The organism is Amycolatopsis sp. NPDC054798, assembly GCF_053611505.1.
Window position 1 is genome coordinate 1 of record NZ_JBSHAM010000064.1, and the last position, 24,781, is coordinate 24,781.

The window sequence follows — 24,781 nt, forward strand, 5'->3', positions numbered from 1 at the left end:
GTGGGGGCACCCCGAAGCTGATTGTGACGACGGACGGCGGGTGCTTGTCAAGGCGGGAAAGATGCCTTGACAAGCACCCGCCGTCCGCGTTTTTGGCTTCGTATCGGGGTGCGGGGGAGTGTGGGTGCGCTGGCGGGTTTGGGTGCGCGGGTGCGGTTGGGCAGGTGGGGCGCGGGGCTTGGATGAGCTGGTGGGTTTGGGTGCGCGGGTGCGGTTGAGGTGGTGGGGCGCGGGGCTTGAGTGTGGTGGGGAGTTGGGGTCGCGGGCTGCGGTGGGGTGGTGGGTGCGGCGGCTTGGGTGCGCTGGCGGGGTGGGGTCGCGGGTGGCGGGTGGGTGAGGGGCGGGGCTAGCGCCCCAATGTGGCGTTGGGTGCATGTGACGCACCGAATGTGGCGTTGGGTGCGTGGGATGCACCGAATGCCACATTGGGTGCGTAGGCCGTTGGGGGCGGTGTGGCGGGCTGGGGGCGGGCCGTGAAAGGGCCCTTGAGGGAGTCCGTGCAGGGGTTCCTCACGGACTTGCGCGGGTAGTGAGGGGAACCCTGGGGGAATCAGAGTCTGTGAAGGTGGCCCTCACGGACGGTGCGCGGGTAGTGAGGGAAACAGTGGGGAATCCGGGGCCGTGAAGCTTCCCCTCGCGGGCAATCGCGGCGCGGGCTTAGCGGGGGCGGGGCAGGTCGCCGAACAGGGAGCCTTGTTCGCCCAGGGTGCGGGCACGGCCGTTCGGGCGGCCCAGGCCTGCGGCCATGGCCACGGCGTTGTCCCACTCCGGGTCGGCCAGGTATTCGGTGTGTTTGAGGACTCCGGGGGCCCAGCGGCGGCGGCCGTCGGGGGCTCGCAGGGGGTCGGGCACCCAGTGGTCGCCGCCCAGGATGAGGACTCCGGCGTCGTCTGGGGTGGCTTCCAGTGCGCCCCATTTGCCTTCGGGCAGGTAGCCCTCGCCCAGCAGGTGGCCGCCGCTCGTTTGGTGTCGCCAGGTTGTCACGCCGCCGCCGAAGATGTCGGTGCCTCGGCATAGTGCGCGCCAGCGGCCGTCTAGCGAAGCGAACAACTCTGCCAGCGACTCTTGCGGCAGGACGGCGGGGAAGGCGCGTTGATAACCCCACTGCAGGGGTGATCCGGCGGTGAGCAGGCCGACTCGGTCGCGTTCGTCCGGAGGGAGTTCGGCGCACAGTTGAGCGGCGGTGAGCACGGTGAGGATGCTGCCCAGATTCAGGCCGGACAGCACGACTCGCGTGCCGGGTTCAGCTAGGTGTTCCTTGACCCGCGCTGCCAGTTCGGGCACGACCTTCAGCGCGTAGCAGGGCGGGATGCCGGGGTGCGCTGCGCGTGGCCAGAAGGAAACGAGATCCGACAGAGCACCCAGGTGCCGGCTTCGTTGCGGGGAGCGGGCCGCGGAGTAGACCACTCGCAGGAGTCCGGCGGCTAGCGCGCCTAGGGCGAACACGCCGAGCGCGCCGACGGGGGTGAACCAGCCGGGCTGCAGGTTGAAACCGAACCGCACGACCAGCAGTGCGATCGCGCCGACGCAGAGGCCCAGCGCGACGATCAAGGCCAGGTGGTGCAGGTGACGGCGTTCCCAGGCGGAGCGTGCCCAGGCCCGTGCGGCGTCTTGTTCTTGCTGCTCGTCGTGTTCCATCAGTTCGACGATGGGCGGGATGCCGCGCCGGCGGCGGCGCAGCGGGATGGCGATGGCGTAACCCGCGATGGCGAGCAATGCCATCAGGCCTAGTCCGCCGCCCCACAGGACGGTGACGAGGTCGTACGTCGTGGGCAGGGAAAGCTTTTCGGCGCGGAGCAGTTTTCGGACGGCGATCGCCAGCCCGGCGCCGAAACCTCCGCCGAGCAGTCCGGCGAGTGCGAGTACCGGGGCCGCGGCCCAGCCTCCGAGCCACGGCCGGAGCCGGCGTGGGCGGTCGCGCCAGGCTGGGCGGGCCAGCAGTGCCGACGGAATCAGCGCGAGTGCGAACAGCAAAGTGACTACGAGCAGAGAGCCGCCGAGGCCTTCGACGGTGTTGTCGACGCCGGGCAACCGGTTGTCCACCGGCCTGGCCAGCACGGCGGCGAAGATGACCAGCAGCGTCGCGAAGGTGATCAGGCTCCGGCGGGCGATGGTGCCGGTGTCGCTGCCGATCGCGCCTCCGACCAGAACCGCGAGGACCAGTGCGAGGGTGCAGATCCACCCGATCAACTGCGGGATCTGGGTGGGCACGTGGAATGGTCCGCCCAGCAAGAGCAAGGAGATGCAGGCGAGTGCGGCCACCGCGTGTGTCGCGGACATCCCGGGCGCTTCCGGATCGGCGCGCAACCGCATCGGGACGCCTTTGCGGGCGGGATGTCCGGCCTGGCGCACCCGCCAGTTCGTGGACGAGATCCGGTGCAGGGCGTAGACCAGCGCCAGAAGCACTGCCACGCCTACGCCGATCCGCAGCGGTCCCTTGCGCAGTTCCGGGGTCACCCAGGTGAGGCAGGCCCGTCCGGGGGCGAGGCATTGCGTCGCGACGAGGTCCAGCACCGCGGCCGCGACCTGGCTGACCAGCAGCATGGTGAGCAGCACCGAGGCGATCCGCAGCAGGCCGCGGCACACGCCGCCGAGCCAGCGGCCGCGATGCACCGGCGGCAGCATCCAGAACGCGACGTTCGCCAGCGAGAACGGGAACAGCAGCGCCCAAACGGCCTTCGCGACGCCCCCGGACGTCATGCCGCTCCACAGGTAACCTTCGACAGTGCGCGGGATCGACCGGCCGAGCGCGGGCACCACCGGCCCCGGAGCCGGACGCCGCAGCCGGTCGGCCGGGCGCACCACGCGGCCGAGGTCGTCGCCGGCGACGTCGACGGTCTGGACCGTGTCGAGGAGCGTCTCGCCGCTCGTGCCCACGAGTCCGGACACCCTCATTTCGACGATGCGGGTGTCATGGCCGGGGAGCGGGGCGGGCACGGTGATTCTCTCCTCATCCGTTCGAGTCAGGGTCGAGCCGACAACGGTACTGTTCAGGTGCCATCAAACCTTGGAGGAACCGCACTATGACCCCCGAAAGCGTTGTCAAGCGGCACGACACCCGGGGCGGCATCGAATTCGCCGTCGCCGATCTCGAGGCCGCCGAGTTCGGCCGGAAGGAGATCCGGCTCGCCGAGCACGAGATGCCAGGGCTGATGGCGCTGCGTCGCGAATACTCTGAGGTTTACCCGCTGCGCGGGGCGCGAATCGCCGGGTCGCTGCACATGACCGTGCAGACCGCGGTGCTGATCGAGACGCTGGTGGCGCTGGGCGCGGAGGTGCGCTGGGCCTCGTGCAACATTTTCTCCACCCAGGACCACGCCGCGGCCGCGGTGGTCGTCGGACCGCACGGCACGCCCGAGGAGCCCAAGGGCGTCCCGGTGTTCGCGTGGAAGGGCGAGACGCTCGAGGAATACTGGTGGTGCACTGAGCGGATGCTCACGTGGGAGGGCGAAGGCCCGAACATGATCCTCGACGACGGCGGCGACGCCACCATGCTGGTGCACAAGGGCACCGAGTACGAGAAGGCGGGCGTGGTTCCGTCCGCCGACGACGAGGACCCCGAGGAGTGGAAGGTCTTCCTGGAGCTGCTGCGCGCTTCGGTCGCGGCGGACAAGGGCAAGTGGACCGCCATCGGGCAGAGCGTCAAGGGCGTCACCGAGGAGACCACCACCGGCGTGCTGCGGCTGTACCAGCTGGCGGCCGCGGGCGAGCTGCTGTTCCCGGCGATCAACGTGAACGACTCGGTGACCAAGTCGAAGTTCGACAACCGCTACGGCATCCGGCACTCGCTGATCGACGGCATCAACCGCGGCACCGACGTGCTGATCGGCGGCAAGGTCGCGGTGGTCTGCGGCTACGGCGACGTCGGCAAGGGCGCGGCGGAATCGCTGCGCGGCCAGGGCGCGCGGGTGATCATCACCGAGATCGACCCGATCTGCGCGCTGCAGGCGATGATGGACGGCTACGAGGTCAAGCGCCTGGAGACGGTGCTGGACGAGGGCGACATCTACGTGACCACCACCGGCAACAAGAACGTCGTGATGGTCGAGCACATGGCGCGGATGAAGCACCAGGCGATCGTCGGCAACATCGGCCACTTCGACAACGAGCTGGACATGGCGGGTCTCGCGCGCTACCCGGGCGTGCGGCGGGTGAACATCAAGCCGCAGGTCGACGAATGGGTCTTCCCGGACGGCAAGAGCATCCTCGTGCTGTCCGAGGGACGGCTGCTGAACCTGGGCAACGCGACCGGGCACCCGAGCTTCGTGATGTCGAACAGCTTCGCGAACCAGGTCATCGCGCAGGTCGAACTCTTCACCAAGACCGAGGAGTACGACAAGGAGGTCTACCGCCTCCCGAAGAAGCTGGACGAAAAGGTCGCCCGGATCCACCTGGAAGCGCTGGGCGGCGAGCTGACGAAGCTGTCGAAGGAACAGGCGGAATACATCGACGTGGACGTGGAGGGTCCGTTCAAGTCGGAGCACTACCGTTACTGATCTGCTGACATAAAAGTCGCCCCGAAATGCGTTTCGGGGTGGCTTTTGTCTGCAAATGAAAACGCGTGATAACTCTAATGGGTTACGTGTTATCTTGGCGTGGTGAAGCAATTGATCACTCGCGTCGACGAAGACGCGCTCAACAGGGAAGAGGCACCGGAGGCGTGGAAAGCTCGGCTGCTCGCGGGGTAAATGGTGACTGTCTATTACGCCGATACGAGCGCGGTCGTGCAGGTGTTCCTCGCTGATGAGCCAGAGCATCTCGAGTTGCGCGACCTGCTTGCGAGTGGCCGGAACCGGGTTCTCGCCAGTGAACTGACCCGGATCGAGTTCGTGAGCGCGATGGCGGCGGCCTAGCGGTCCGGGCGTATCCCGGATGCGTGGGAGTTTCTCGATCAGTTCGATGCGATGAGCCGTTCTTCGACGTTGGGCGTGATTCCGTTCCGGCCTGCGCGCGTTTTTTCGGCGGCGAACCCGTCACTGTGGTCACCTGTGACGCGCGTCAGGCCGATGCGGCAAAAGCCAACAGCCTCCTCGTCCGCTAACGCGGATACCGCATCGTCAACACCGCCGTAGCCTCCCCGCCAATTCCGCGGTAAACATGATCCGTTTCCGCGATAAACGTATGCGTTCCCGCCACGGAAACCGTCACCGGAGCATCGACCGGCCCCACTTCGGCCGTCCCGGTCAGCACCGTCAAAACCTCCCGCACGCCCGGGCTGTGCGCGTGCGACACCTGGACCCGTTCGTGGATCCTCAGCCGGTACACCTCGGTCACGCCTTCGGGATCCTCCCATCGGCCGAGCAGGGTCGCCGCCACGCTGTCCCCGTGTGCTTCGGCCACGCCGCCGTCGCCGAAGAGCAAGTCGCTCAGCGGGATCGACAGCGCCGTGGCGATGGCGAACAGCGTGTCCAGCGTCGGGTTGCGGCGGCCGTTTTCCAGTTCCGACAGCGTTCCCTTGCCGAGGCCGCTGTCGGCGGCGAGCGTGGTCAGGCCGACGCCCGCGCGGGTGCGCAGCGTCCGGATGCGGGTACCGACCGCCGCGGCGAGCGCGCGGCCGTCCGGGGCGGGTGACGTCGACACCTGGCCTAGTCTAGTGTTCTGTTTACAGAACAGCTGGAGGTGTACGGATGTCAGCGGTGCAGAACGTTCAGGACGCCCTCGACGCGGCGGGGGTCGAGGGCAAGGCGAGGACTTTGCCGCAGTCCACGCGGACCGCGGCCGAGGCGGCGGACGCGCTCGGCTGTCCGGTCGGCGCGATCGCGAACAGCCTGGTCTTCCTGGCCGACGACGCTCCGCTGCTGGTCTTGACCAGCGGCGCGCACCGGGTGGACGTCGAGGCGCTCGCCGCCCGGCTCGGGCGCGGCCGGATCCGCCGGGCCAAGCCGGACGAGGTGCGGGCGGCGACCGGGCAGGTGATCGGCGGGGTGTCGCCGGTCGGGCATCCGGCTCCGCTGGAGACGGTGGTGGACGAGGCGTTGCGCCAGTACTCCGAGGTGTGGGCCGCGGCGGGGACGCCGAACGCCGTCTTCCCGACGACGTTCGACGAACTGGTGCGGATCACCAAGGGCACGCCGCAGCGGGTGGACGGTTAACGCTCAGTTCCATTCCACCGCGATGCCCGCCAGCCCCGGTCCGGTGTCGCGGAAATACCCGCTCGTCACGCCGCCGGTGTCGCACGGCAATTCCTCCGCTTCGACCGGAAGGGCGTCGTCGCGGGCGCGGACCTCGCGGGTGATCCGGGCGGGCATCGCGGTGGGCGCGAACTGCAGTTGCAGCAGATAGCTCGCGCATTGGTCGCGCAGCATCCGGTAGTACCCGGGGAATGTCACGGCGGAATTGTCGTGGATTTCGAAGCAGAAAACGTGAATCTCGCCCTCGGCGAGCTTCCGGTCGAAAAGCAGTTCCGTCGCCATCGTCTCGCGCGCCGGATGCCTGCGGATCCGGCCGACCCGGCAGCCTTCCGCGGTGATCAGCTCGACGTCGTCGATCCGGCAGCCGGGGTCGCCGTTGTAGACCGCCACGTAACGGTCCGGGCCGTGCCGTCGCGCGCGGGTGACCAGCCGGGTGCGAAATTTCACCTGGTGTTTCTGCTCGTCGATGGTGATCTGGTCGTGCACCGACAGCATTTCCAGGTCGGAGTTCGACTGCCGCGACGCTGGTGCCGCGCCGAGGTCGCTCATCAGCTGCTCGACGATCGCGCCCATCTCACCCGAGCGCAGGTCGTGGAACGACGCCGCGGCCTGGTGCCCGCGCGGGCGCGCGGTGCGCGGGCCGATCAGCACCACGAGCGAGTCCGCGGGCAGTTGCAGCACCGATTCCAGCGCGCGGACCGCGGGCAGTGCCTTCGGCACCTCGGGCTGGCGCAGCCCGCGCTGCCAGTAGCTCAGCGTCGACTGTCCGATGTGGACGCCGCGGAGCGCGAGGTGCGCCCGCAGCCGGGCGAGCGACAGGCCGCGATGCGCGATCGCGAGCCGCAGCGCCTGGTGGAATTCTCCGGATCGCAGTGCTTCGCCGAGCTCGGGCGGCAGTTCACTCGCGCCGCGCCGGCCAGGTTCCATGATCAGTGGGCCATCCCCGTCTCGTGCCACCGCTGTCCCTTCAACGCCGCCCGTGCGCTGGGCGTGAATGCCGCGGAACGTTCACGTTAGCAGCGCGCGGTAACGGGTCCGGCCCCCGTTTGGTGTGCTTGGCCACGGAAGGGTAACCGTTCCGTGTTCCACCGCCGACCCGGAACACCCGCGTAGCCGGACGGGCATCTTGCTCGGAGTGACCGACCGGTTCACCGTTGTGACCACCACTGGCCACGTCTAGGCGGGAGGTGCGTCGTGGTGCTGGGGAAACCGAATCACGTGGAGAGCACTGCCGGGCGGGTCCGGCGGTCCTTGGCCACTTGCCGAAGGCGCGGTGGACGCTTGCTTCTTGTCGTGGCGTTCACGGGCCTGGCGTTGCCGGTGTCGGCTCCGGGCGCGGGCGCGGCGCAGCCCGCTGGCACCGGCAACGCCCACCTCGCGGCCTCGCCGCGCGGCGAGGTGGTGCCGAGGGACGGCCAGAGCACGCCGGCCACGCCGCACGGCGACGACTGGATTCCGCTGCTCTGTCTCGCCGGTCTGCTGGTCGCGGTGCCGGTGGGTTACTTCGGCTACGTCCGCGCGCGCCGAGAGACGGCCTGAGCACGCCACCAAGTATCTTCGACAGCGTGGGGCGACTGGTCGTAATCGAAGGTCTGGACGGCGCGGGCAAGCGCACGCTGTCCGAGGGGCTGACTGCTGCGCTGAAAGACGCCGGCGCGAGCGTCGGCAGTCTCGCCTTCCCGCGCTACGGCCGCAGCGTGCACGCCGATCTGGTGCGGGAAGCGCTGCATCGCGGGCACGGCGACCTCGCCGACTCGGTGTACGGGATGGCGATGCTCTACGCCCTCGACCGCAGTGGCGCGGCCGACGAGATCCGCGCGCTGCTCGCGGCCAACGACGTGGTCCTGCTGGATCGCTACGTCGCCTCGAACGCCGCGTACGCCGCCGCGCGGCTGCGCGAGCACGCCGATGGCGCTGTGGTGCAGTGGGTTTGGGACCTCGAGGTGACCCGGTTCGGGTTGCCGCGGCCGGACGCGCATCTGCTGCTGCGGGTGAGCCCGGAGGTCGCTGCCGAGCGGGCGGTGCGCCGGGCGGAGTCGGACGCGGCGAGGGCGCGGGACGCGTTCGAGTCGGACGATTCGCTGCAGCAGCGTTGTGCCGCGGTGTACGACGAGCTGGCCGCGGCGTCGTGGCTCGCGCCGTGGCATGTGCTGGACGGCGTGGCTGGCGTTGATCTGCCGACGCTGGCGAAATCCCTGCTCGCCTAACCCAGCGCCGCGGCCCCGGCGCGCAATTCGCCGAGCGCTTCGGCCGCGAGGGCGCCGAACTCCCGCTGATTGCCTGCCCCGACCCAGCGATGGAAGGCCGTGCCGAACGCGAGACAGCCCAGTTCGGCCGCGACGGTCGCGGCCGGCTCGTCGATTCCGCGCGCGGCGAGTGCGTCGTGCATGGCCGCGACCAGCTTGGTGCGCTTGAGCAATTCGCGTTCGAGCAGGTCGCTGTTCGCCGCCACGACCGGCTGTCGTTGCCGAGCCTGAGCCAGCCGCTCGCCGGTGAAAACCGCCGCCACGGCATCCAATGCCCCGCCCACCGCTTCGAACGGCGTCGCGCCCGCTGGTGTCCCGGCGATGCCTTCGGAGAACAGCCGGATCAGTTCCTCCTGCCCGCCGAACAGCACCTCGCGTTTGTCGGCGAAGTAGCGGAAGAACGTTCGTTTCGTGAGACCGGCGCGTTCGGCGATTTCGGCGACCGTGGTCTGGTCGTAGCCGCGTTCGGTGAACAGGTCGAGCGCGGCCTGCTCCAAGCGTTGGCGTGCGTTCGGTTCCCAGCGGCCCATGCCGTCCAGTCTAGGTGATGACACCAGATGACATCCGGCGTATGATGATGTCACCAGGTGTCATCAACTGTGGAAGGAACACTCATGCGGGTTTTCGTCACCGGGGCCAGCGGGCACGTCGGCTCGACCCTCGTCCCCGAACTTCTCGCCGCCGGGCACGAGGTGGTCGGCCTCGCCCGGTCGGACGCGTCCGCCGCGGTCCTCGCCGACCGCGGCGCGCAGGTGCGGCGCGGCGACCTCGACGATCTGGACGGCCTGCGCGAAGCCGCCGCGGAGGCGGACGGAGTCGTGCACTTGGCGTTCAAGCACGACCTGATGGCCAGCGGCGAGTTCGCCGGTGCGGTCGACGCGGACCTCGCCGCGCTGAAGGCGCTCGGCGAAACTCTCGCCGGCACCGGCAAACCATTGGTCTCGACCTCCGGGACGCTGATGTTCGCCGGGCTCGGCCGCACCGCGACCGAGGACGACCGTCTTCCCGGCGGCGCGCGGGTCGACGCGGAGAACTACGTGCTCGGGCTCGCCGAACGCGGCGTCCGGTCGTCAGTGGTGCGGTTGCCGCCGTCGGTGCACAGTTCGCTCGACAAACACGGTTTCGTCCCGACGATGATCCGGTTCGCTCGCGCGGCCGGGGTTTCGCCCTACGTCGGCGACGGGGCCAACCGCTGGTCCGCCGGTCATACGCTGGACGCGGCCCGGCTCTACCGGCTGGCATTGGAGAACGCCCCGGCCGGGACGGTGCTGCACGCAGTCGGCGACGAGGCCCTTTCGCTCCGGCAGATCGCCGAGACGATCGGTGCGCGGCTCGGTGTCCCGGCGAAGTCCATCACTCCGGAGGAAGCCGCGGCGCACTTCGCGTTCCTGGCGCCGATGGTGCAGTCGGACGCGCCGACCTCCGCCGCGCGCACTCGCGAACTGCTCGACTGGAAGCCGGAACACCCTGGCCTGCTTGAAGATCTGGCGGAGGAACACTACTTCGCTAGTGCGTGAACCTTGCCGGATCGAACAGCGCGATCGGGTGCCGCGTCTTGCCGTCCACGATCAACTCGGCGAGGATTTCCCCGACCACCGGTACGAATTTGAAGCCGTGCCCGGAAAATCCGCACGCCACCACCACTCGCGGGTGCTTCGGGTGCGGAGCGATCACGAAATGCTCGTCCGGGGTGTTGGTGTAGAGGCAGGTCGCCGCGCGGCGGAAGGTCGCCGGGAGCGTCGGCATCCGGGAGCCGACGACGGCCGCGACCGCGGCTACCTCGTCGTCGTGGATCCGCCGGTCGATCGTGTCGGCGGTGCACGGCGTGCCGCCGAGGTGCACGGCGACCTTGACGCCTTGCGCCGTATGCGCGGGGAAACCGTAGAACTGACCCCCTTCGGCGGTTTCCCAGATGTAGACGGGATGATCGGTGAACGCCCGCACGTCCGTTGGTTCGAACCAGTACTGGACCTGGCGGCGCACCTCGAAGCCGACGCCTAGGTCGCCGAGCAGGACCGGTGCCCACGCGCCAGGGCACAGCACGAGCCGCTCGGCGGTGTAGTAGCTCGAAGCGGTGCCGACCCGCACCCCGGATTCCGTGCTGGTCCAGGTGAAAACCTGCTCTTCGTGATGCAGTTCGGCACCGTGGCGCGCGGCGAGCTGCAGATGCGCGGCGACGCTTCCTTCGGGCGACACGAACCCGGCGCCCGGTTCCCACAGCGCTACCTCGTCCTCGGCCGGAGTGATGGTGGGGAACCGGCGCCGGATCTCGGCCGCGTCCAGGATTTCGTGCGGGATATCGAATTTCTCCGCGGAAAGGGTGCTTCCCGTGATCGTGCGCGACTCCGGCGGTCCGCCCATCACCGCACCGCAGCGGGTGAACAGCGACCGCCCGGAATCGCGTTCGAGTTCGTCCCACATCTCGTGGGCGCGCAGCAGCAGCGGTACGTAATCCGGGCCTTCGAGGTACGCCTGCCGCGTGATCCGCGAACCGCCGTGGCTCGAACCGAGATTGTGCACCGGCGCGAACTGGTCGATCCCGAGCACCTTCTGGCCCCGGCGCGCCAGCCGGTAGGCAGCCGCGCTGCCCATTCCGCCGAGACCGATCACGATCACGTCGTAATGCGTCATTCACTGCTCCTCAACGGCTCCGCGGCCACCTTCGCCGCGAGCCGTTCCCCGAAGTGTTCGATTTCGACTGGCGTGCGCGGCCGGGCGTCCTCGACCGGAAGCCAGGCGTAGGCCAGGTTTTTGTCGACGGTGTAGCCGTACGCGCCGCTCGTGACGTACCCCGCCGGACGGCCGTCGACGTACACCGGTTCCCGGCCCTGCGACACGGAATTCGCGTTGTCGATGGTCAAGCACACCAGTTTCCGGCGCACCACCGAGGGAGAACGGTGGAGAAGCGTGTCCCGGCCGAGGAAATAGCCCTTGTCCATCCGCACCGCGAACCCGAGACCGGCTTCGTACGGGTCGTGCTCGGTGGTCACGTCGACACCGCATCTTCGGTGCCCTTTCTCCATCCGGAGGCTGCGCAACGCGTCTTCGCCGGCCGCGACGATCCCGTACGGCTGCCCGGCTGCCCAAAGCGCGTCCCACAGCGACCGGCCGAGATCCGCGCTGGTGTGCAGCTCCCAGCCGGGTTCGCCCACCTCGGACACGCGCAGCACGGTGACCGGCACGTCGCCGAGGTAGGTACGCCAGACCTGGGAGTCCGATGTGGACAGTTCAGGCAGCACCTGCTCGGCGAATGGCCCCCACAAGCCGAGGCAGCAGGTGCCGCCGGTCGTTTCGCGCAGCTGGACCGAGCCGTCGCCGGGCAGATGACGGCGCAGCCAGGCGACATCCCGATGGTGCCGCGCGGCGACGTGAAACTGCTCCACGCCTAGCCGGGCGACGGTGAGATCGCTGCGGACGCCGCCGTCTTCGCCGAGCAGCAGTGTGCCGGTGACCGAGCCGGGCGGACGGTCGAGCTGGTTCGTGGTCATCGTCTGCAGAAACGGCAGCGCGCCGCGGCCGGTGACTTCCAGCCGCCGCCGCGGGGTCAGGTCGAACAACGCCACCCGCGTGCGGGCCGCGACTGCTTCCTCGCGTCCGCCGGTGGTGTACCGCTGAGGCCGCGCCCAGCCGTCTTCCTCGCGAAACTCCGCGCCCAGCGCGACTTCGCGCTCATAGCAGGGCGTGGTCCGCAGCAGTGACGTCGCTGACCTCTGATGGCCCGCCGCCGCCAAGCTCCGCTCCCGTACCCGGCCGGGCGCGAGCTGCAGCCGGTCGAACCGGGCGAGGTCGACGGAGTGCAGATCGAGGTGCGCTTGTCCTTCGATGAGCCAGCGCGCCAGCTCGCGCGCGACCCCGGCGCTCCACGCGCAGTCCACGGCTTCGGCGACCCAGAACCCGTCGAGATCCGGATGTTCGCCCAGCAACGGCAACCCGTCCGGCGTACCAGGGATCAGCTGCCGGACACCCTCCTCGACCTTCGCGTCAGCCAGCGCGGGCACCAACGCGAGCGCAGCCGTCCACGACTCCTCGAAACCGGCCGGCGCGAACGCGGCGTCGGTCTCGACCGGGCCGAGCGCGCTGATGCCCAGCCGGTCGACGTGCTCGCGCAGCGACAGCCCGGCCCCGCGCAGGATCGGCTTGTCCGCCTCGGTGAAATGGTCGTTGTCCCCGGTGAGCTGCGCCAGCGGCGTGGTGCGCGCGTGATCGACGGCGACCGGAACCACCGGCACGGCGAGATCGACCAGCTGTCCGAACCGCGGTCCGCGCACTCCGGCGCACGAGATGACCACGTCGGCGCGGAACCGGTCGGTCGCGGTCGCCACCGCGGTCACCCGGCCCGCCGTGCGCACGATCTCGACAATCTCTTGTCCGGTAAGGAATTTCGCGCCCCGCTCCTTCGCACGGCGCGCTTGGGCGAGCGCCGCGCGGATCGGTTTGACGAGCCCGTCGCCGGGAAGGTGCAGGCCGCCGAGCACCTTCGCGGAGTCGAGCAGCGGGTGCAGCTGGGCGCATTCATCCGGTTCGCGCAGGTAACCGCGGATCCCGGACGACGTCGCCCAGCCAAGCCGTTGCCGCAGCCGGCGAAGCTGCCCGGGCGTGGTCGCGAGTTCGAGGCTCCCGACCGGCTGGAAACACCAGCCGCCGTCGACGGTCAGGCCGCTGTACTTCTCCGCGGTGTGCTTGGCGAACTCCGCCGCCGTGCGGTCGGCGTGCGTGCGGAAGAGCAGCCCCGGCCCGGCCGAGGCGATCGCCGGTTCCGGTTCGAGGACGGTGACGTCCGTCCAGCCCCGTTCGGTCAGCTCGTCGGCGACCGCGCAGCCGAGGAGCCCGGCGCCGAGCACAACCACCCGCGGTCGCACTGCCATCGCGAGGTACCTCCTGCCTGCCGGCCGTCGCGGACGGCCCGGCTCGGGACGAGACAGGCATGCCGGAACGCCCCCGCGGGGGAACGGACGCGTTGCGGATGGAGATCGATGTTCCGTCTGCTGCAACTCACAAATTGCGGGATCGCGGGCGCGCTGTCAAGAGAGCCGCCGCGGCGGAGGAGGTCACGCGGAAAAGTAGCCAAGCTGAGCGGAAAGCTCCCGCGCCGCCTCGGCCATCGGCGCGACGATCTGCCGGATCCGCTGCTTGGACAGCCGGTAGGACGGACCGGACGCGCTCATCGCCGCGACGACCTCGCCGCCGGGCCCGCGCACCGGCACCGCGACCGCGTGCATGCCCAGTTCCAGCTCCTCGAACGAGGCCGCGTAGCCGTCCTCGGCGACTCGGTCCAGCTCGGCCGCCAGCTCTTCCCGGTCGACGGTGGTGCGCGGCGTGTACTGCTCCAGCTCGTGCGCGAGCATCCGCTTGCGCTCGGACTCGTCCATCGCGGCCAGCAGCACCTTGCCGCTGGAGGTGGCGTGCAGCGGCGTGCGCTGGCCGGTCCAGTTCTGCGTGGTGATCGCCGCCGAACCGCGGGCCTGGCTGATGTTGATCGCGACGCCGTCGTCGGCGATCGCGATGTTGACCGTCTCGCCCAGCTCCTCGGCGAGCGTCTGGCAGGTCTGCCTGCCGAGCTTGGCCAGGTCCATCCGGCCGGTCGCGGCGCCCGCCAGCCGGACCACGCCGAACCCGATCGCGTACTTGCCGCGTTCGCCCAGTTGCTCGACCATCCCGTGCGCCTCGAGCACGCTCAGCAGCCGGGACGCGGTGGACTTGTGCACGCCCAGCTCCCCGGCGATCTCGGTGATGCCGGTTTCGCCGTTGCGGGCGAGCAGTTCCAGGACCGTGATCGCCCGGTCGACGGACTGCACCGCGCTTCCCGTTGCGTTTCCCGAGTCCTGGTTCCGCATAGCGCAACAGTAACCGTTCGGCTGCGATCTGTTCGGCTGAGCGGGGGAATCCGGCCGGGACCGGGCGCCGGAGTGGCCCGGATGGCCCAACCGGGCCGGTGATCTTGATCTTTCCGGTGGTCAAACGCGCGGGTCGTGCGCGAGGGTGCGGGCGGTAGTGCGAACATGTGGTCATGAAGGCACGTGTCTTGGTGGTCGACGACGACCCGGCGCTGGCGGAGATGCTCACCATCGTCCTCCGCGGCGAAGGGTTCGACACCGCGGTGGTCGCGGACGGTTCGCGGGCACTGCCCGCCCTCCGGGAGCTGAAACCGGACCTGGTCCTGCTCGACCTCATGCTGCCCGGCATGAACGGCATCGACGTGTGCAAGGCGATCCGCGCCGAATCCGGCGTGCCGATCGTCATGCTCACCGCGAAGAGCGACACCGTGGACATCGTGCTCGGCCTCGAGTCCGGCGCCGACGACTACGTGGTGAAGCCGTTCAAGCCGAAGGAACTGGTCGCCCGCGTGCGCGCCCGGATGCGCCGCACCGAGGCCGAGCCCGCCGAATCGCTCACCATCGGGGATCTCGCGATCGACGTTCCCGGACACGAGGTCACCCGCGACGGCAAGGCGATCCCGCTGACGCCGCTCGAATTCGACCTGCTCGTGGCGCTGGCCCGCAAGCCGCGCCAGGTGTTCACCCGCGAGGTGCTGCTCGAACAGGTGTGGGGCTACCGGCACGCGGCCGACACCCGGCTGGTGAACGTGCACGTCCAGCGTCTTCGCTCGAAGGTGGAGAAGGATCCGGAGCACCCGGAGGTGGTGCTGACGGTGCGCGGGGTCGGGTACAAGGCCGGCCCGCCGTGATCCGCCGATGACCGCTTTCGCGGGGCGGCTTCGTGCCGCCGCCCGCGCCACGGCCCGGCTCGCCGGCCGGGTCGTGGTTTTCGCACGCCGCCGCGCGGTGGCGTTCAACGAGCTGTGGAAGCACTCGCTGCAGTTCCGCGTCACGATCTCGACGCTCGCGCTGTCCTCGGCCGTGGTGTTCGTGCTGGGCATGGTCCTGCAGAACCAGATCACCGAACGGCTGCTGGACACCAAGCGCCGCGCCGCGATCGAGCAGACCCAAGCGCTGGCCGACACCGCCGCGCGGGAGCTGGTCGGCGTCGGCGGCGAGTCGACGGACGCGCTGCACACGCGTCTGCAGAACGCGCTCAAGAAGATCTCGACCACGTCCTCGTCGCGCGCGGGTTCCACCGCGGGCACCTTCGAGCCGGTGCTGGCCAGCGTCGGGCGCGGCCAGTCGGACGCCGACCCGGTGTATGTCGGGCCGTTCGGCTCGGTGCCGGAACGGCTGCGCCAGTTCGTCGAGGCCGATCACCTCGCGCGGCTCGAGCACACCGTCGACGAGGGCGGCGTACGGACCACCTACCTGATCGTCGGCACTCCGCTGCTGTCCGGGCCCAACCCGCTGCAGCTGTACTTGCTGTTCCCGCTCACCAGCGAGCAGACCACCGTCTCGACGGTGCAGAACACCTTGTTCGTCGCCGGGATCGTGCTGCTGCTGTTGCTCGCGGGCATCACGAACCTGGTGGTCCGGCAGGTGGTGCGGCCGGTCCGGCAAGCCGTCGCGGCGGCCGAACAGTTCGCGGGCGGCGACCTCGACCAGCGGCTCGCCGTCGTGGGCGAGGACGACCTCGCCAAGCTCGCGGTCTCCTACAACAGCATGGCGGCCAGCATTCAGAACCAGATCCGCCAGCTCGAGGAATTCGGCGGCTTGCAGCGCCGGTTCACCTCCGACGTCTCGCACGAGCTGCGCACCCCGCTCACCACCGTGCGGATGGCCGCCGACGTGCTGCACGCGTCCCGCGAGCAGTTCCCTCCCGGCCTCGCCCGCTCCACCGAACTGCTGGTCGACGAGCTGGACCGGTTCGAGGCGCTGCTCGGCGACCTGCTGGAGATCAGCAGGCTCGACGCGGGCGTCGAGGAGCTTTCCGCTGAGTACATCGACGTGCGGCCGATCGCGACGCGTGCGGTCGAGCAGGTGCGGGTGCTCGCCGGGACCGCGGGCAGCGCGGTCGAACTGGTGCTGCCGGACGAGGACACCTCGGCCGAGGTGGACGCGCGGCGGATCGAACGGATCCTGCGCAATCTGCTGGCCAACGCCGTCGACCACAGCGAGGGCAAACCGGTGGTGCTGACGGTCGCGGTGAACGAGAGCGCGGTCGCGATCACCGTCCGGGACTACGGCGTCGGCCTGCGGGCGGGGGAGGCCGAGCTGGTGTTCAACCGGTTCTGGCGCGCCGACCCGTCGCGCAACCGGCGCACCGGCGGCACCGGGCTCGGGCTCGCGATCAGCCAGGAGGACGCGCGGCTGCACGGCGGCGTCCTCGACGCGTGGGGCGAGCCGGGACACGGCGCGTGCTTCCGGCTCGTGGTGCCGCGCCGGCAAGGCGTGCCGATCGCGGACAGCCCGCTGGTGCTGCCGCCGCCCGACGCGGTTTCGGAGATCACGCTGTCGCCGTCGTCGGTCGCCGAACTGCAGCCCGCGCCGGAAGCGATCCTCGCCGATCCGGCCCCGGACCGGGAGGAGGTCGGTCAGTGAGGCGAGCGTTTCTCCTTCTCGCCTGCGCGCTGGTGCTCGTGAGCTGCGCGAACGTCCCGCAGGAATCGCTGCCGGTCGTGGTGTCCGCCGAGAAGGCTCCGCAGCAGGCCAACAACGCGCCGGAGCCGCCGGCCAACGCCGAGCCGCTCGACATCGTGCGGCTGTTCATCAAGGCCAACGCCGACCCGCGGTCGAGCAACGCGGCCTCGCGGGCGTTCCTCGACGACAAACAGCGCGGCGCGTGGCGGCCGAACCGCTCGTTCACGATCATCGACAAGACCTTCAGCACGGTTTACGACACCGGCGCGAGCACCAGCCCCACCGCCACGTCCCCGCCGCCTTCGACGGCGCCGGATCCGAACGTCCGCACGGTTTCGGTGCGCGGTTCGGTGCTCGGCACGCTGAGCGCGGATTCCGCGTTCATCCCCGGCAGCGGCCCGGCCGAGCAGACCTTCCAGGTGCGCAAGCAGGCCGACGGGCAATGGCGGATCTCCAGCCCGCCCCCGCCGGTGCTGCTGGTGACCGACGACGAGTTCGACGGCAACTACAACCCGGTCTCGGTGAGCTTCTACTCGCCCGACTCCGGCGCCTTCGTGCCGGATCTGCGCTATGTCCCGGCGAAACCGCAGTCGGGCATGCCGGGCCGGGTCATGGACCTGATCCTGCAGGGCCCGTCCGCCGGGCTCACCGGCGCGGTGAAGAACCTGTTCGGCGACGGGGTGTCGCTCGAAAACAACGTGAAGAACAACGACGACGGCTCGCTCACCGTCTCGTTGACCGGGCTCACCGGAGCCGGACCGGAGACGCGGTCGCTGATCGCCGCGCAGATCGTGCTGTCGATGCAGACCGTCACCTCGACCCGGATCCGGCTGCTCGCCGACGGCGCGCCGCTCGTGCGCGACCACGAGTACTGGCGCAGCAGCGACGTGCCCGCGTACAACGCTGCCTCGTCGCAGAGTCTGGATTCGCGGGGCCTGATGACGATCGGCGGCCGGGTCCGTTCGCTCGGCGACGGCACTCCGGTCGCGGGCGCGGTGGGCAACGGCGCGTACCCGGTGGTGAGCGCGGCCCAGTCGATCGACGGCAAACGCCTTGCGGTGGTCGAGCAGGACGGCGACCGGGTACGGCTGCGCATCGGCGATCTCGGCCGCGACCTGCCGACGGTGGAGCTCGGCGGCGGTTCGCTGAGCCGCCCGACCTGGCGTCCTGCGCAGGCCGGAGCCGGGCCGTCGAACGAGGCGTGGACGGTCGTCGATCATTCGATCATCGCGCGGGTAGTCCTCGACCCGAACGGCCGCTGGCTGCGCCAAAGCGTCAACGCGAACGACCTGCTGGCGCTGGGGCCGATCGGCGTCCTCCGGCTTTCCCGGGACGGTGCGCGCGTGGCCGCGACGGTGAACGGCCAGCTGGTGGTGGCGTCGGTGGTGCGCAGCGGGGACACGGTCACCTTGCGCGAGCCGCGGGTCCTGCAGCCGGGTGTTCTCACGGATGTCTTGGACGTGGACTGGGGCTCGACGCCGGACACCCTCGTGGCTGCGACGTCTTCGCCGTCGCAGCCGGTCCAGCGGCTTTCGGTGGACGGACGGCGGATGGACGCTTACAACAGCTCGAACCTCACCGCTCCGGTGCGGGCGGTCGCGGCGGCCCCGAGCCAGCCGATCGTCGTCGCGGACGCCGGGGGACTGTGGACGGCGACCGAACTGGGCGAGGTGTGGCGGCCGCAGGCGCACTCGATGCAGAACGCGGATCCGTTCTATCCGGGGTGATCCCGGTGCTCGCCTGAGGCGGATTTCGGGTTCTGGTGCTCGCGCGGCCCGAAACTGTCGGTGGTCGGGTGCACACTCGGAGTCATGGTGCTGAGACTGCTTCTGAACCTGCTCCTGCCGACCTACTGCGCAGGCTGTGAAACCCGCGGCGCGCCCGTGTGCGCCGGATGCTCCACGACGTGGGGGTCCCCCACTGCGGTGCTTCGCGCGCCGTTGGCGGCGTTGTCCCCGGCCTATGCCCTGGCGCGCTACGCGGGGGTCGCCAAGCGAATCCTGATCGCCTGCAAGGAACGCCGCCGTCGGGACGTGGCCCCGTTTCTCGGCCGGGTGCTGGCGGCTGGCCTGATGGCGTTGCCGTCCGCTCGGGCCAGTCCGTGGTGTCTTGTCCCGGCTCCGAGCAGACGGACCGCGTCGCGGGTTCGCGGCGGCCCGCACGTCCAGCGAATCGCTGCGGAAGCCGCCCGGTTGACGGGGGCTTGTGTCGCGCCTGCCCTGGTGGTGAAGGGCGGCCGGGACGCGGTCGGCCTGAGCCGGGCCGAGCGGATGGCCAACCTGGAGGACCGCCTGCGCTTCGCCGCGGCTGGCCGTCCGCCGCCGGGGACGCGGGTCGTGGTGGTGGACGACGTGATCACCACAGGCGCAACGTCCGCCGCATGCGTCACAGCGTTGAAAAACGCGGGCGTGCCGGTGGTGGCGGTACTTGCCCTGCTGGCGACAGTCTGAGAGGCAGCCTGTCCCCCGTCCGAAAACCTGAACGCGCCCTGGTCCAGTCCGTCTCCGCGAATCCGCCGCGCCGGAAGCGGTGGCATCCGAAACCGAATTCCGGTTGCGCGGAAACCGGTCGCTCGCTTCGTCCGCGACCCGAAATCCGTCCGCGGCCGAAACCGGAATGATTCCAAAAACCGTCCGCCCGAAAATCTTCGCCCGCTTTATCGCCAGGGAGGCAACTCACGTTCGAACGCCCACTACCGCCAGGTGTCACCTACACGAGTGATGTCAAGAGGGAACCTCCTGACGTCGTCGCCCGTTGTCGGGATATGAGGGCCAAGGCCGGAATCACCCCCGTGACGGGGCAGTCCACCGAGGTGGCGGCTGTGTCCGGAGGGCCGGTCACCCTCGGCGTCCGAGGTGCCGCCGGGTTGCGCCGTCCGCGTGAAAATCAGGTATGCGCGATCGGCCTTCCGAGCGGTGGTTCCAGGCCGCGCACGCATGATTCACTGCGCCCCGTGACTGGTTCCCGGATCGTGACATCCCCCGGCTCGGGGGCTGTTGCGGACGGCGTGATGAAGCTAACGTGCTCCGCTATCAGCAATACCCGCAGGCAGGGAGGTGTGCAGCCCATGTCCCTGGCGCCGGCGGCCCGCTGAGTCCGCGTTCGAGCTTCCGCCACGAGACGTCGTGATCCGGTCGCCGAATTCTTTTCAGCCCGCCGAACCCGTGCAGTAGCCGTGCAGTACCGGTGCCGTGAGAACACAACAGCTCGCAGTTTCCTCAGCGAGGGAGGTCGTGTATGGACATCGTCGTTAAGGGCCGCAACGTGGAGGTGCCCGAGCATTACCGGGCGCTTGTCAGCGAAAAGCTGGCCCGCCTTGAGCGCTACGACAAGAAGGTCATCCGCTACGACGTGGAGCTCTTCCACGAGCCCAACCGCAGGCAGGCCAAGAGCTGCCAGCGCGTCGAGATCACCGGGAAGGGCCGCGGTCCGGCTGTTCGCGCCGAAGCGAGCGCAGCCGACTTCTACGCAGCGCTCGACTCCGCCGTCACCAAGCTGGAAAACCGGCTCCGGCGGACACACGACCGCAGGCGCGTGCATTACGGACGCAGCCGCCCGGAATCGGTCGCCGAGGCGACGTCGATGGTCGGCGGATCCGATGCGGTCGCCGGGCCCGCGATGGGCACGGCCGTACTGGACGCACCCGACGCGACCGAATCCATGGTGAACGGTTTCGCGGCGACGAGTGCGGGCGACATTCCCCGGCAGGGGCGCTGGGAAGACGAGGACCTGGGCCATCAGCCCGGCCGCGTCGTCCGCGAGAAGCAACACGACGCGGACCCCATGACGGTGGACCAGGCTCTCTACGAGATGGAGCTGGTCGGCCACGACTTCTATCTGTACAACGACTCCGAGGCCGGCCGGCCGAGTGTCGTCTACCGGCGAAAGGGCTTCGACTACGGCGTGATCCGGCTGGGCTGACTCCCGCCCGGAACGATCTCGCCGGCGGCCCCCACCCTACCGCGTCCGGGCCGTCGGCGTGCCCGGAGCACGACCCGCGGCACGACCTTCGTCGGGACCTGTGCAAACCTGTCGTGACCTTCTGCGACGACGTGCGTGCGCGGACCAGTCCGCGTTCCCTACGATGGGGGAGACGGCGGCGGCGCACACGGGCGCCAGCCGTGGCGATTTACTGCCCGGGAACGGCCTGGGCGCGATCATGATCAGCTAGTGAGGTCGACCGGATGGTGCTGAACCGCCTGCTCCGCGCGGGCGAGGGCAAGATGGTGAAGCGGCTGCGCAACATCGCCGATCACATCAACACCCTCGAAGACGACGTGAAGGACCTGTCGGACGCCGAACTGCGGGCCAAGACCGACGAGTTCCGCGAGCGGTACGGCAAGGGCGAGTCCCTGGACGAGCTGCTGCCGGAGGCGTTCGCCGTCGCCAGGGAAGCGGCGCACCGGGTGCTCGGCCAGCGGCCGTACGACGTCCAGCTCATGGGCGGGGCGGCGCTGCACCTCGGCCAGGTCGCCGAGATGAAGACCGGCGAGGGCAAGACGCTCACCTGCGTCCTCGCGGCCTATCTGAACGCCATCCCCGGGGACGGCGTTCACGTCGTCACCACCAACGACTACCTTGCCAAGCGCGACGCCGAGTGGATGGGCCGCATCCACCGCTTCCTCGGCCTCGAGGTCGGCGTCATCATCGCCGAGCAGGACCCGCAGGAGCGCCGCAAGCACTACAACGCCGACGTCACCTACGGCACGAACAACGAGTTCGGCTTCGACTACCTGCGCGACAACATGACCTGGTCGCTCGACGAATGCGTGCAGCGCGGGCACAACTTCGCGATTGTCGACGAGGTCGACTCGATCCTCATCGACGAGGCGCGCACCCCGCTGATCATCTCCGGCCCGGCGGACCAGTCGTCGCGGTGGTACGTCGAGTTCGCCCGGCTCGCGCCGCTGATGCAGGGCATCGACACCACCACCATGGGCACGCGCGAGCGGGTCGAGAAGGCCAACCTGATCAACTCGAAGTACCACTACGAAACCGACGTCCGCAAGCGCACCGTGGCGGTCACCGAAAAGGGCGTCCGGTTCGTCGAGGACCAGCTCGGCATCGAGAACCTGTACGAGGCGGCGAACACCCCGCTGGTCGGCTACTTGAACAACGCCTTGAAGGTCAAGGAGCTCTACCACAAGGACAAGGACTACATCGTCCGCGACGGCGAGGTCATGATCGTCGACGAGTTCACCGGGCGCATCCTCGTCGGCCGCCGCTACAACGAGGGCATGCACCAGGCGATCGAGGCCAAGGAAGGCGTCGAGATCAAGGCGGAGAACCAGACGCTCGCCACGATCACGCTGCAGAACTACTTCCGGCTGTACAAGAAGCTGGCCGGCATGACCGGTACCGCCGAGACCGAGGCGGCGGAGTTCCACCAGACCTACAAGCTCGGCGTGGTGCCGATCCCCACGAACCGGCCGATGGTCCGCGCGGACCGTGCCGACCTGATCTACAAGAACGAGCAGGCGAAATTCGAGGCCGTCGCCGAGGACATCGCCGAGCGGCACGAAAAGGGCCAGCCGGTGCTGGTCGGCACCACGAGCGTGGAGAAGTCCGAGCACCTGTCGAAGCTGCTGCTCAAGCTGGGCGTGCCGCACGAGGTGCTGAACGCCAAGTACCACAACAAGGAAGCGCTGATCGTCGCGCGCGCCGGCCGGAAGGGCGCGGTCACCGTCGCCACGAACATGGCGGGCCGCGGTACCGACATCGTGCTCGGCGGCAACCCGGACATCATCGCCGACGAAGTGCTGCGCGAACGCGGTCTCGACCCGGTCGAGAACTCCGAGGAGTACGAGGCCGCGTGGCCGAAGGTGCTCGAGGAGATCAAGGAAGAGGCGCGCGCCGAGGCCGAGGAAGTACGCGAGGCGGGCGGGCTCTACGTGCTCGGCACCGAACGGCACGAATCGCGGCGCATCGACAACCAGCTGCGCGGTCGTTCCGGACGGCAGGGCGACCCCGGCGAATCGCGGTTCTACCTGTCGCTGGGCGACGACCTGATGCGCCGGTTCAACGCGGTGCTGGTCGAACGCATCATGACCACCATGCGGCTGCCGGACGACGTGCCGATCGAGCACAAGATGGTCTCCAAGGCGATCAAGAGCGCGCAGACCCAGGTCGAGCAGCTCAACATGGAGACCCGCAAGAACGTCCTCAAGTACGACGAGGTCATGAACGAGCAGCGCAAGGTGATCTACGCCGAGCGCCACCGCGTGCTCGAAGGCGAGGACCTGCGCGAGCAGATCGAGCACATGATCATCGACGTGGTGAAGGCCTACGTCACGGGCGCGACGTCCCAGGGCTACGCCGAGGACTGGGACCACGAGCAGCTGTGGACCGCGCTGAAGACGCTGTACCCGGTGAGCCTGGACTGGGACGACCTGATCGAGGACGGCGACCTCGACTCGGAATCGCTCACCCAGGCGCTGGTCGACGACGCGCTCGCGGCGTACGCCAAGCGCGAGGCCGAGATCGACGAGCTGGTCGGCGAGGAAGGCTCGATGCGCCGCCTCGAGCGCCAGGTCATGCTCACCGTGCTGGACCGCAAGTGGCGCGAGCACCTCTACGAGATGGACTATCTCAAGGAGGGCATCGGGATGCGGGCGCTCGCGCAGCGCGACCCGCTGATCGAGTACCAGCGCGAGGGCTTCGACATGTTCCGCGCGATGCTCGACTCGCTCAAGGAGGAGGCCGTCGGCTTCCTGTTCAACCTGCAGGTCGAGCGCGCCGAGCCGGAAACCGCGCAGCAGCCGGAACCGTCGGCGCTCCCGGGCGGCGTCACGTCCGCCACCGCCGCGGCGGCCGGGGCGTTCGGCAACAAGGACGAGGACGAGGGCAAGCACGCCCGTCCGGCTCCGCCGCAACCGCCGGCCACCGACTCCGATTCGGTCCCGTCCGCCTTGCGCGGCAAGGGACTCGGCGGCGGTGTCCAATCCGGACTGACGATGTCCGGCCCTTCCGAGGGCGGCGGTGTCGAGTCCCATTCGGACAGTGCGAACGACTCGGACGCGGGTTCCGCGGGCGGCACCCGGCGCGAGCGTCGGGCCGCTGAGCGGGCGCAGGCGAAGAAGGGCAAGAAGGGACCGCGTCGCTGACGCGCCCCTGATCCGTCCACTGTGGATGGATGAGCACGACTAAGAACGGCAGCACGAGAACGCTCGTGCTGCCGTTCTGTCGTTTCCATGCTGGCCTGCTCAGGTCCAACACTGGTACGCCAATCTCGGCCGGTGCGGGACGCTTGCCCCAATTATCGGGACAACTGTCCCAATTCGCTAGGCGACCGAAGGCCGACCAGGCTGCGCGCTCTCGGTTCGCGGTGCGAGCACGTGAAACCGTGTGCACACCCAGCCCGTCCGCGTCCGCTCGAACCGCGCCGCCAGTGCCAGCACTCGCGGTCCGGAATGGATGATCGTGCTGGTTTCGAGCGCGGTCTCGGTCGGACGGCAGACACGCAGATCCCCGGCGACGTGGTGGCGGATGCCCGGCATCAGTTCCTGGCTGCTGAGCCGGGAAAACAACGCCTCGTCCACGAGCGGCCGGATCTGTCCCGCCGCGCGCCGTCCGGCGAGGACTTCGAGGATGGCGTTGAGCCGCTGGGTGAGCCGTCGTCCGGTGGGCGGGTCGGTGAGCCGCAGCAGCCGGTGCCCCGCGGGCGGCAGGTCGTACGGCGAGGGCCAAGCGGTGCGGCGGTGCGTGCGGCGGCCTTTGACCTCCGGGGCAGCCGACAGCGGCCGGAGGCTGTGGTTCGTCATCGAGTTTCCTCCCCGAAACATGGATATCCACCCGCGGTTTAGTGCGGGTCCTCGCCGGGCTACGGGACATCGCGTGCCTGATCCGGCGAAAAGGGAAGAACGGGACGCACTGAAACGGCCTGATGCGCTAATGCGAGTTCCGCGGTGGAGTGGGGCGGCGAGGGTGCCCACGCTGCGTGGTG

The 24,781-nt window shown here is 69.4% G+C and carries 19 protein-coding genes and 1 pseudogene; 12 read left to right on the top strand and 8 right to left on the bottom strand.

Annotated elements, in window-relative coordinates; translation table 11 throughout:
* Positions 1–657 precede the first annotated feature (657 nt).
* Positions 658–2,895, bottom strand: coding sequence for a hypothetical protein (locus ACWGIC_RS31485; RefSeq protein WP_452079572.1), 2,238 nt, complete (start codon positions 2,893–2,895; stop codon positions 658–660).
* 128 nt (positions 2,896–3,023) lie between these two features.
* On the opposite strand from ACWGIC_RS31485, the gene ahcY reads away from it, so the two are divergent.
* Positions 3,024–4,496, top strand: coding sequence for an adenosylhomocysteinase (ahcY, locus tag ACWGIC_RS31490; RefSeq protein ID WP_452079532.1), 1,473 nt, complete (start codon positions 3,024–3,026; stop codon positions 4,494–4,496).
* Between the two features lie 192 nt (positions 4,497–4,688).
* Positions 4,689–4,853, top strand: a complete 165-nt coding sequence (locus ACWGIC_RS31495) for a PIN domain-containing protein (protein WP_452079533.1) — start codon at positions 4,689–4,691, stop codon at positions 4,851–4,853.
* 184 nt (positions 4,854–5,037) lie between these two features.
* Here ACWGIC_RS31495 and ACWGIC_RS31500 read toward each other — a convergent pair whose 3' ends face one another.
* Entirely contained in the window at positions 5,038–5,580 is a 543-nt protein-coding gene (locus tag ACWGIC_RS31500; RefSeq protein WP_452079534.1) for a helix-turn-helix domain-containing protein, read from the bottom strand.
* A 47-nt stretch (positions 5,581–5,627) separates the two neighbouring features.
* Between ACWGIC_RS31500 and ACWGIC_RS31505 the strand changes: the two genes are divergently transcribed.
* Positions 5,628–6,092, top strand: coding sequence for a YbaK/EbsC family protein (locus ACWGIC_RS31505; RefSeq protein ID WP_452079535.1), 465 nt, complete (start codon positions 5,628–5,630; stop codon positions 6,090–6,092).
* A gap of 3 nt (positions 6,093–6,095) precedes the next feature.
* Here the strand turns inward: ACWGIC_RS31505 and ACWGIC_RS31510 are convergent, their stop codons facing one another.
* Positions 6,096–7,058: a hypothetical protein gene (locus tag ACWGIC_RS31510; RefSeq protein WP_451997827.1), complete on the bottom strand. Its 963-nt coding sequence runs from the start codon at positions 7,056–7,058 to the stop codon at positions 6,096–6,098.
* 366 nt (positions 7,059–7,424) lie between these two features.
* Between ACWGIC_RS31510 and ACWGIC_RS31515 the strand changes: the two genes are divergently transcribed.
* The gene (locus ACWGIC_RS31515; protein WP_452079536.1) at positions 7,425–7,670 is read left to right on the top strand and encodes a hypothetical protein; all 246 of its coding nucleotides are present in this window, start codon (positions 7,425–7,427) and stop codon (positions 7,668–7,670) included.
* Between the two features lie 26 nt (positions 7,671–7,696).
* Positions 7,697–8,338, top strand: coding sequence for a dTMP kinase (locus tag ACWGIC_RS31520; protein ID WP_452079537.1), 642 nt, complete (start codon positions 7,697–7,699; stop codon positions 8,336–8,338).
* Here the strand turns inward: ACWGIC_RS31520 and ACWGIC_RS31525 are convergent.
* Complete coding sequence (locus ACWGIC_RS31525; RefSeq protein ID WP_452079538.1) at positions 8,335–8,907, bottom strand: TetR family transcriptional regulator; 573 nt, start codon at positions 8,905–8,907, stop codon at positions 8,335–8,337. The two genes, ACWGIC_RS31520 and ACWGIC_RS31525, sit on opposite strands and share 4 nt — an antisense overlap.
* Before the next feature lie 84 nt (positions 8,908–8,991).
* Between ACWGIC_RS31525 and ACWGIC_RS31530 the strand changes: the two genes are divergently transcribed.
* Positions 8,992–9,894 carry an SDR family oxidoreductase gene (locus tag ACWGIC_RS31530; protein WP_452079539.1) on the top strand — a complete coding sequence of 301 codons (903 nt, stop codon included), beginning with the start codon at positions 8,992–8,994 and terminating at the stop codon, positions 9,892–9,894.
* Here ACWGIC_RS31530 and solA read toward each other — a convergent pair.
* The 3 genes from solA to ACWGIC_RS31545 all read right to left on the bottom strand — a co-directional run bounded on the left by solA (position 9,884) and on the right by ACWGIC_RS31545 (position 14,211).
* Entirely contained in the window at positions 9,884–11,008 is a 1,125-nt protein-coding gene (gene solA, locus ACWGIC_RS31535; RefSeq protein WP_452079540.1) for an N-methyl-L-tryptophan oxidase, read from the bottom strand. The two genes, ACWGIC_RS31530 and solA, sit on opposite strands and share 11 nt — an antisense overlap.
* Positions 11,005–13,242: an FAD-dependent oxidoreductase gene (locus ACWGIC_RS31540; RefSeq protein ID WP_452079541.1), complete on the bottom strand. Its 2,238-nt coding sequence runs from the start codon at positions 13,240–13,242 to the stop codon at positions 11,005–11,007. Before ACWGIC_RS31540 ends, solA begins: the two co-directional genes overlap by 4 nt.
* 183 nt (positions 13,243–13,425) lie before the next feature.
* Positions 13,426–14,211 carry an IclR family transcriptional regulator gene (locus ACWGIC_RS31545; RefSeq protein WP_452079542.1) on the bottom strand — a complete coding sequence of 262 codons (786 nt, stop codon included), beginning with the start codon at positions 14,209–14,211 and terminating at the stop codon, positions 13,426–13,428.
* Between the two features lie 173 nt (positions 14,212–14,384).
* Between ACWGIC_RS31545 and mtrA the strand changes: the two genes are divergently transcribed.
* The 6 genes and pseudogenes from mtrA to secA all read left to right on the top strand — a co-directional run.
* Entirely contained in the window at positions 14,385–15,062 is a 678-nt protein-coding gene (mtrA, locus tag ACWGIC_RS31550) for an MtrAB system response regulator MtrA (RefSeq protein WP_037355684.1), read from the top strand.
* Between the two features lie 7 nt (positions 15,063–15,069).
* Complete coding sequence (gene mtrB, locus ACWGIC_RS31555; protein ID WP_452079543.1) at positions 15,070–16,800, top strand: MtrAB system histidine kinase MtrB; 1,731 nt, start codon at positions 15,070–15,072, stop codon at positions 16,798–16,800.
* Positions 16,797–18,566, top strand: coding sequence for an LpqB family beta-propeller domain-containing protein (locus ACWGIC_RS31560; protein ID WP_452079544.1), 1,770 nt, complete (start codon positions 16,797–16,799; stop codon positions 18,564–18,566). The genes mtrB and ACWGIC_RS31560 overlap by 4 nt, the downstream gene beginning before the upstream one ends.
* 84 nt (positions 18,567–18,650) lie before the next feature.
* Positions 18,651–19,289 carry a ComF family protein gene (locus ACWGIC_RS31565; RefSeq protein WP_452079545.1) on the top strand — a complete coding sequence of 213 codons (639 nt, stop codon included), beginning with the start codon at positions 18,651–18,653 and terminating at the stop codon, positions 19,287–19,289.
* Between the two features lie 787 nt (positions 19,290–20,076).
* Positions 20,077–20,760 (top strand): ribosome hibernation-promoting factor, HPF/YfiA family, encoded by a 684-nt coding sequence (hpf, locus tag ACWGIC_RS31570; protein ID WP_452079546.1) that lies wholly within the window; start codon positions 20,077–20,079, stop codon positions 20,758–20,760.
* Between the two features lie 263 nt (positions 20,761–21,023).
* A pseudogene (gene secA, locus ACWGIC_RS31575) lies at positions 21,024–23,592 on the top strand (preprotein translocase subunit SecA); the annotation flags it as partial.
* 527 nt (positions 23,593–24,119) lie between these two features.
* Here the strand turns inward: secA and ACWGIC_RS31580 are convergent.
* Positions 24,120–24,599, bottom strand: a complete 480-nt coding sequence (locus ACWGIC_RS31580) for an Rv3235 family protein (RefSeq protein WP_452079547.1) — start codon at positions 24,597–24,599, stop codon at positions 24,120–24,122.
* Between the last annotated feature and the right edge of the window lie 182 nt (positions 24,600–24,781).

What these genes read in the sequence shown, in the direction of transcription:
- ACWGIC_RS31495 (WP_452079533.1), top strand. Translation starts at nt 4,689, where the DNA reads ATGGTGACTGTCTATTACGCCGATACGAGCGCGGTCGTGCAGGTGTTC.
- hpf (WP_452079546.1), top strand. Translation starts at nt 20,077, where the DNA reads ATGGACATCGTCGTTAAGGGCCGCAACGTGGAGGTGCCCGAGCATTAC.
- ACWGIC_RS31580 (WP_452079547.1), bottom strand. Translation starts at nt 24,599, where the DNA reads ATGACGAACCACAGCCTCCGGCCGCTGTCGGCTGCCCCGGAGGTCAAA.
- ACWGIC_RS31510 (WP_451997827.1), bottom strand. Translation starts at nt 7,058, where the DNA reads ATGGAACCTGGCCGGCGCGGCGCGAGTGAACTGCCGCCCGAGCTCGGC.
- solA (WP_452079540.1), bottom strand. Translation starts at nt 11,008, where the DNA reads ATGACGCATTACGACGTGATCGTGATCGGTCTCGGCGGAATGGGCAGC.
- ACWGIC_RS31525 (WP_452079538.1), bottom strand. Translation starts at nt 8,907, where the DNA reads ATGGGCCGCTGGGAACCGAACGCACGCCAACGCTTGGAGCAGGCCGCG.
- ACWGIC_RS31485 (WP_452079572.1), bottom strand. Translation starts at nt 2,895, where the DNA reads ATGAGGGTGTCCGGACTCGTGGGCACGAGCGGCGAGACGCTCCTCGAC.
- ACWGIC_RS31505 (WP_452079535.1), top strand. Translation starts at nt 5,628, where the DNA reads ATGTCAGCGGTGCAGAACGTTCAGGACGCCCTCGACGCGGCGGGGGTC.
- ACWGIC_RS31565 (WP_452079545.1), top strand. Translation starts at nt 18,651, where the DNA reads ATGGTGCTGAGACTGCTTCTGAACCTGCTCCTGCCGACCTACTGCGCA.
- ACWGIC_RS31545 (WP_452079542.1), bottom strand. Translation starts at nt 14,211, where the DNA reads ATGCGGAACCAGGACTCGGGAAACGCAACGGGAAGCGCGGTGCAGTCC.
- ACWGIC_RS31530 (WP_452079539.1), top strand. Translation starts at nt 8,992, where the DNA reads ATGCGGGTTTTCGTCACCGGGGCCAGCGGGCACGTCGGCTCGACCCTC.
- mtrB (WP_452079543.1), top strand. Translation starts at nt 15,070, where the DNA reads ATGACCGCTTTCGCGGGGCGGCTTCGTGCCGCCGCCCGCGCCACGGCC.
- ACWGIC_RS31540 (WP_452079541.1), bottom strand. Translation starts at nt 13,242, where the DNA reads ATGGCAGTGCGACCGCGGGTGGTTGTGCTCGGCGCCGGGCTCCTCGGC.
- ahcY (WP_452079532.1), top strand. Translation starts at nt 3,024, where the DNA reads ATGACCCCCGAAAGCGTTGTCAAGCGGCACGACACCCGGGGCGGCATC.
- mtrA (WP_037355684.1), top strand. Translation starts at nt 14,385, where the DNA reads ATGAAGGCACGTGTCTTGGTGGTCGACGACGACCCGGCGCTGGCGGAG.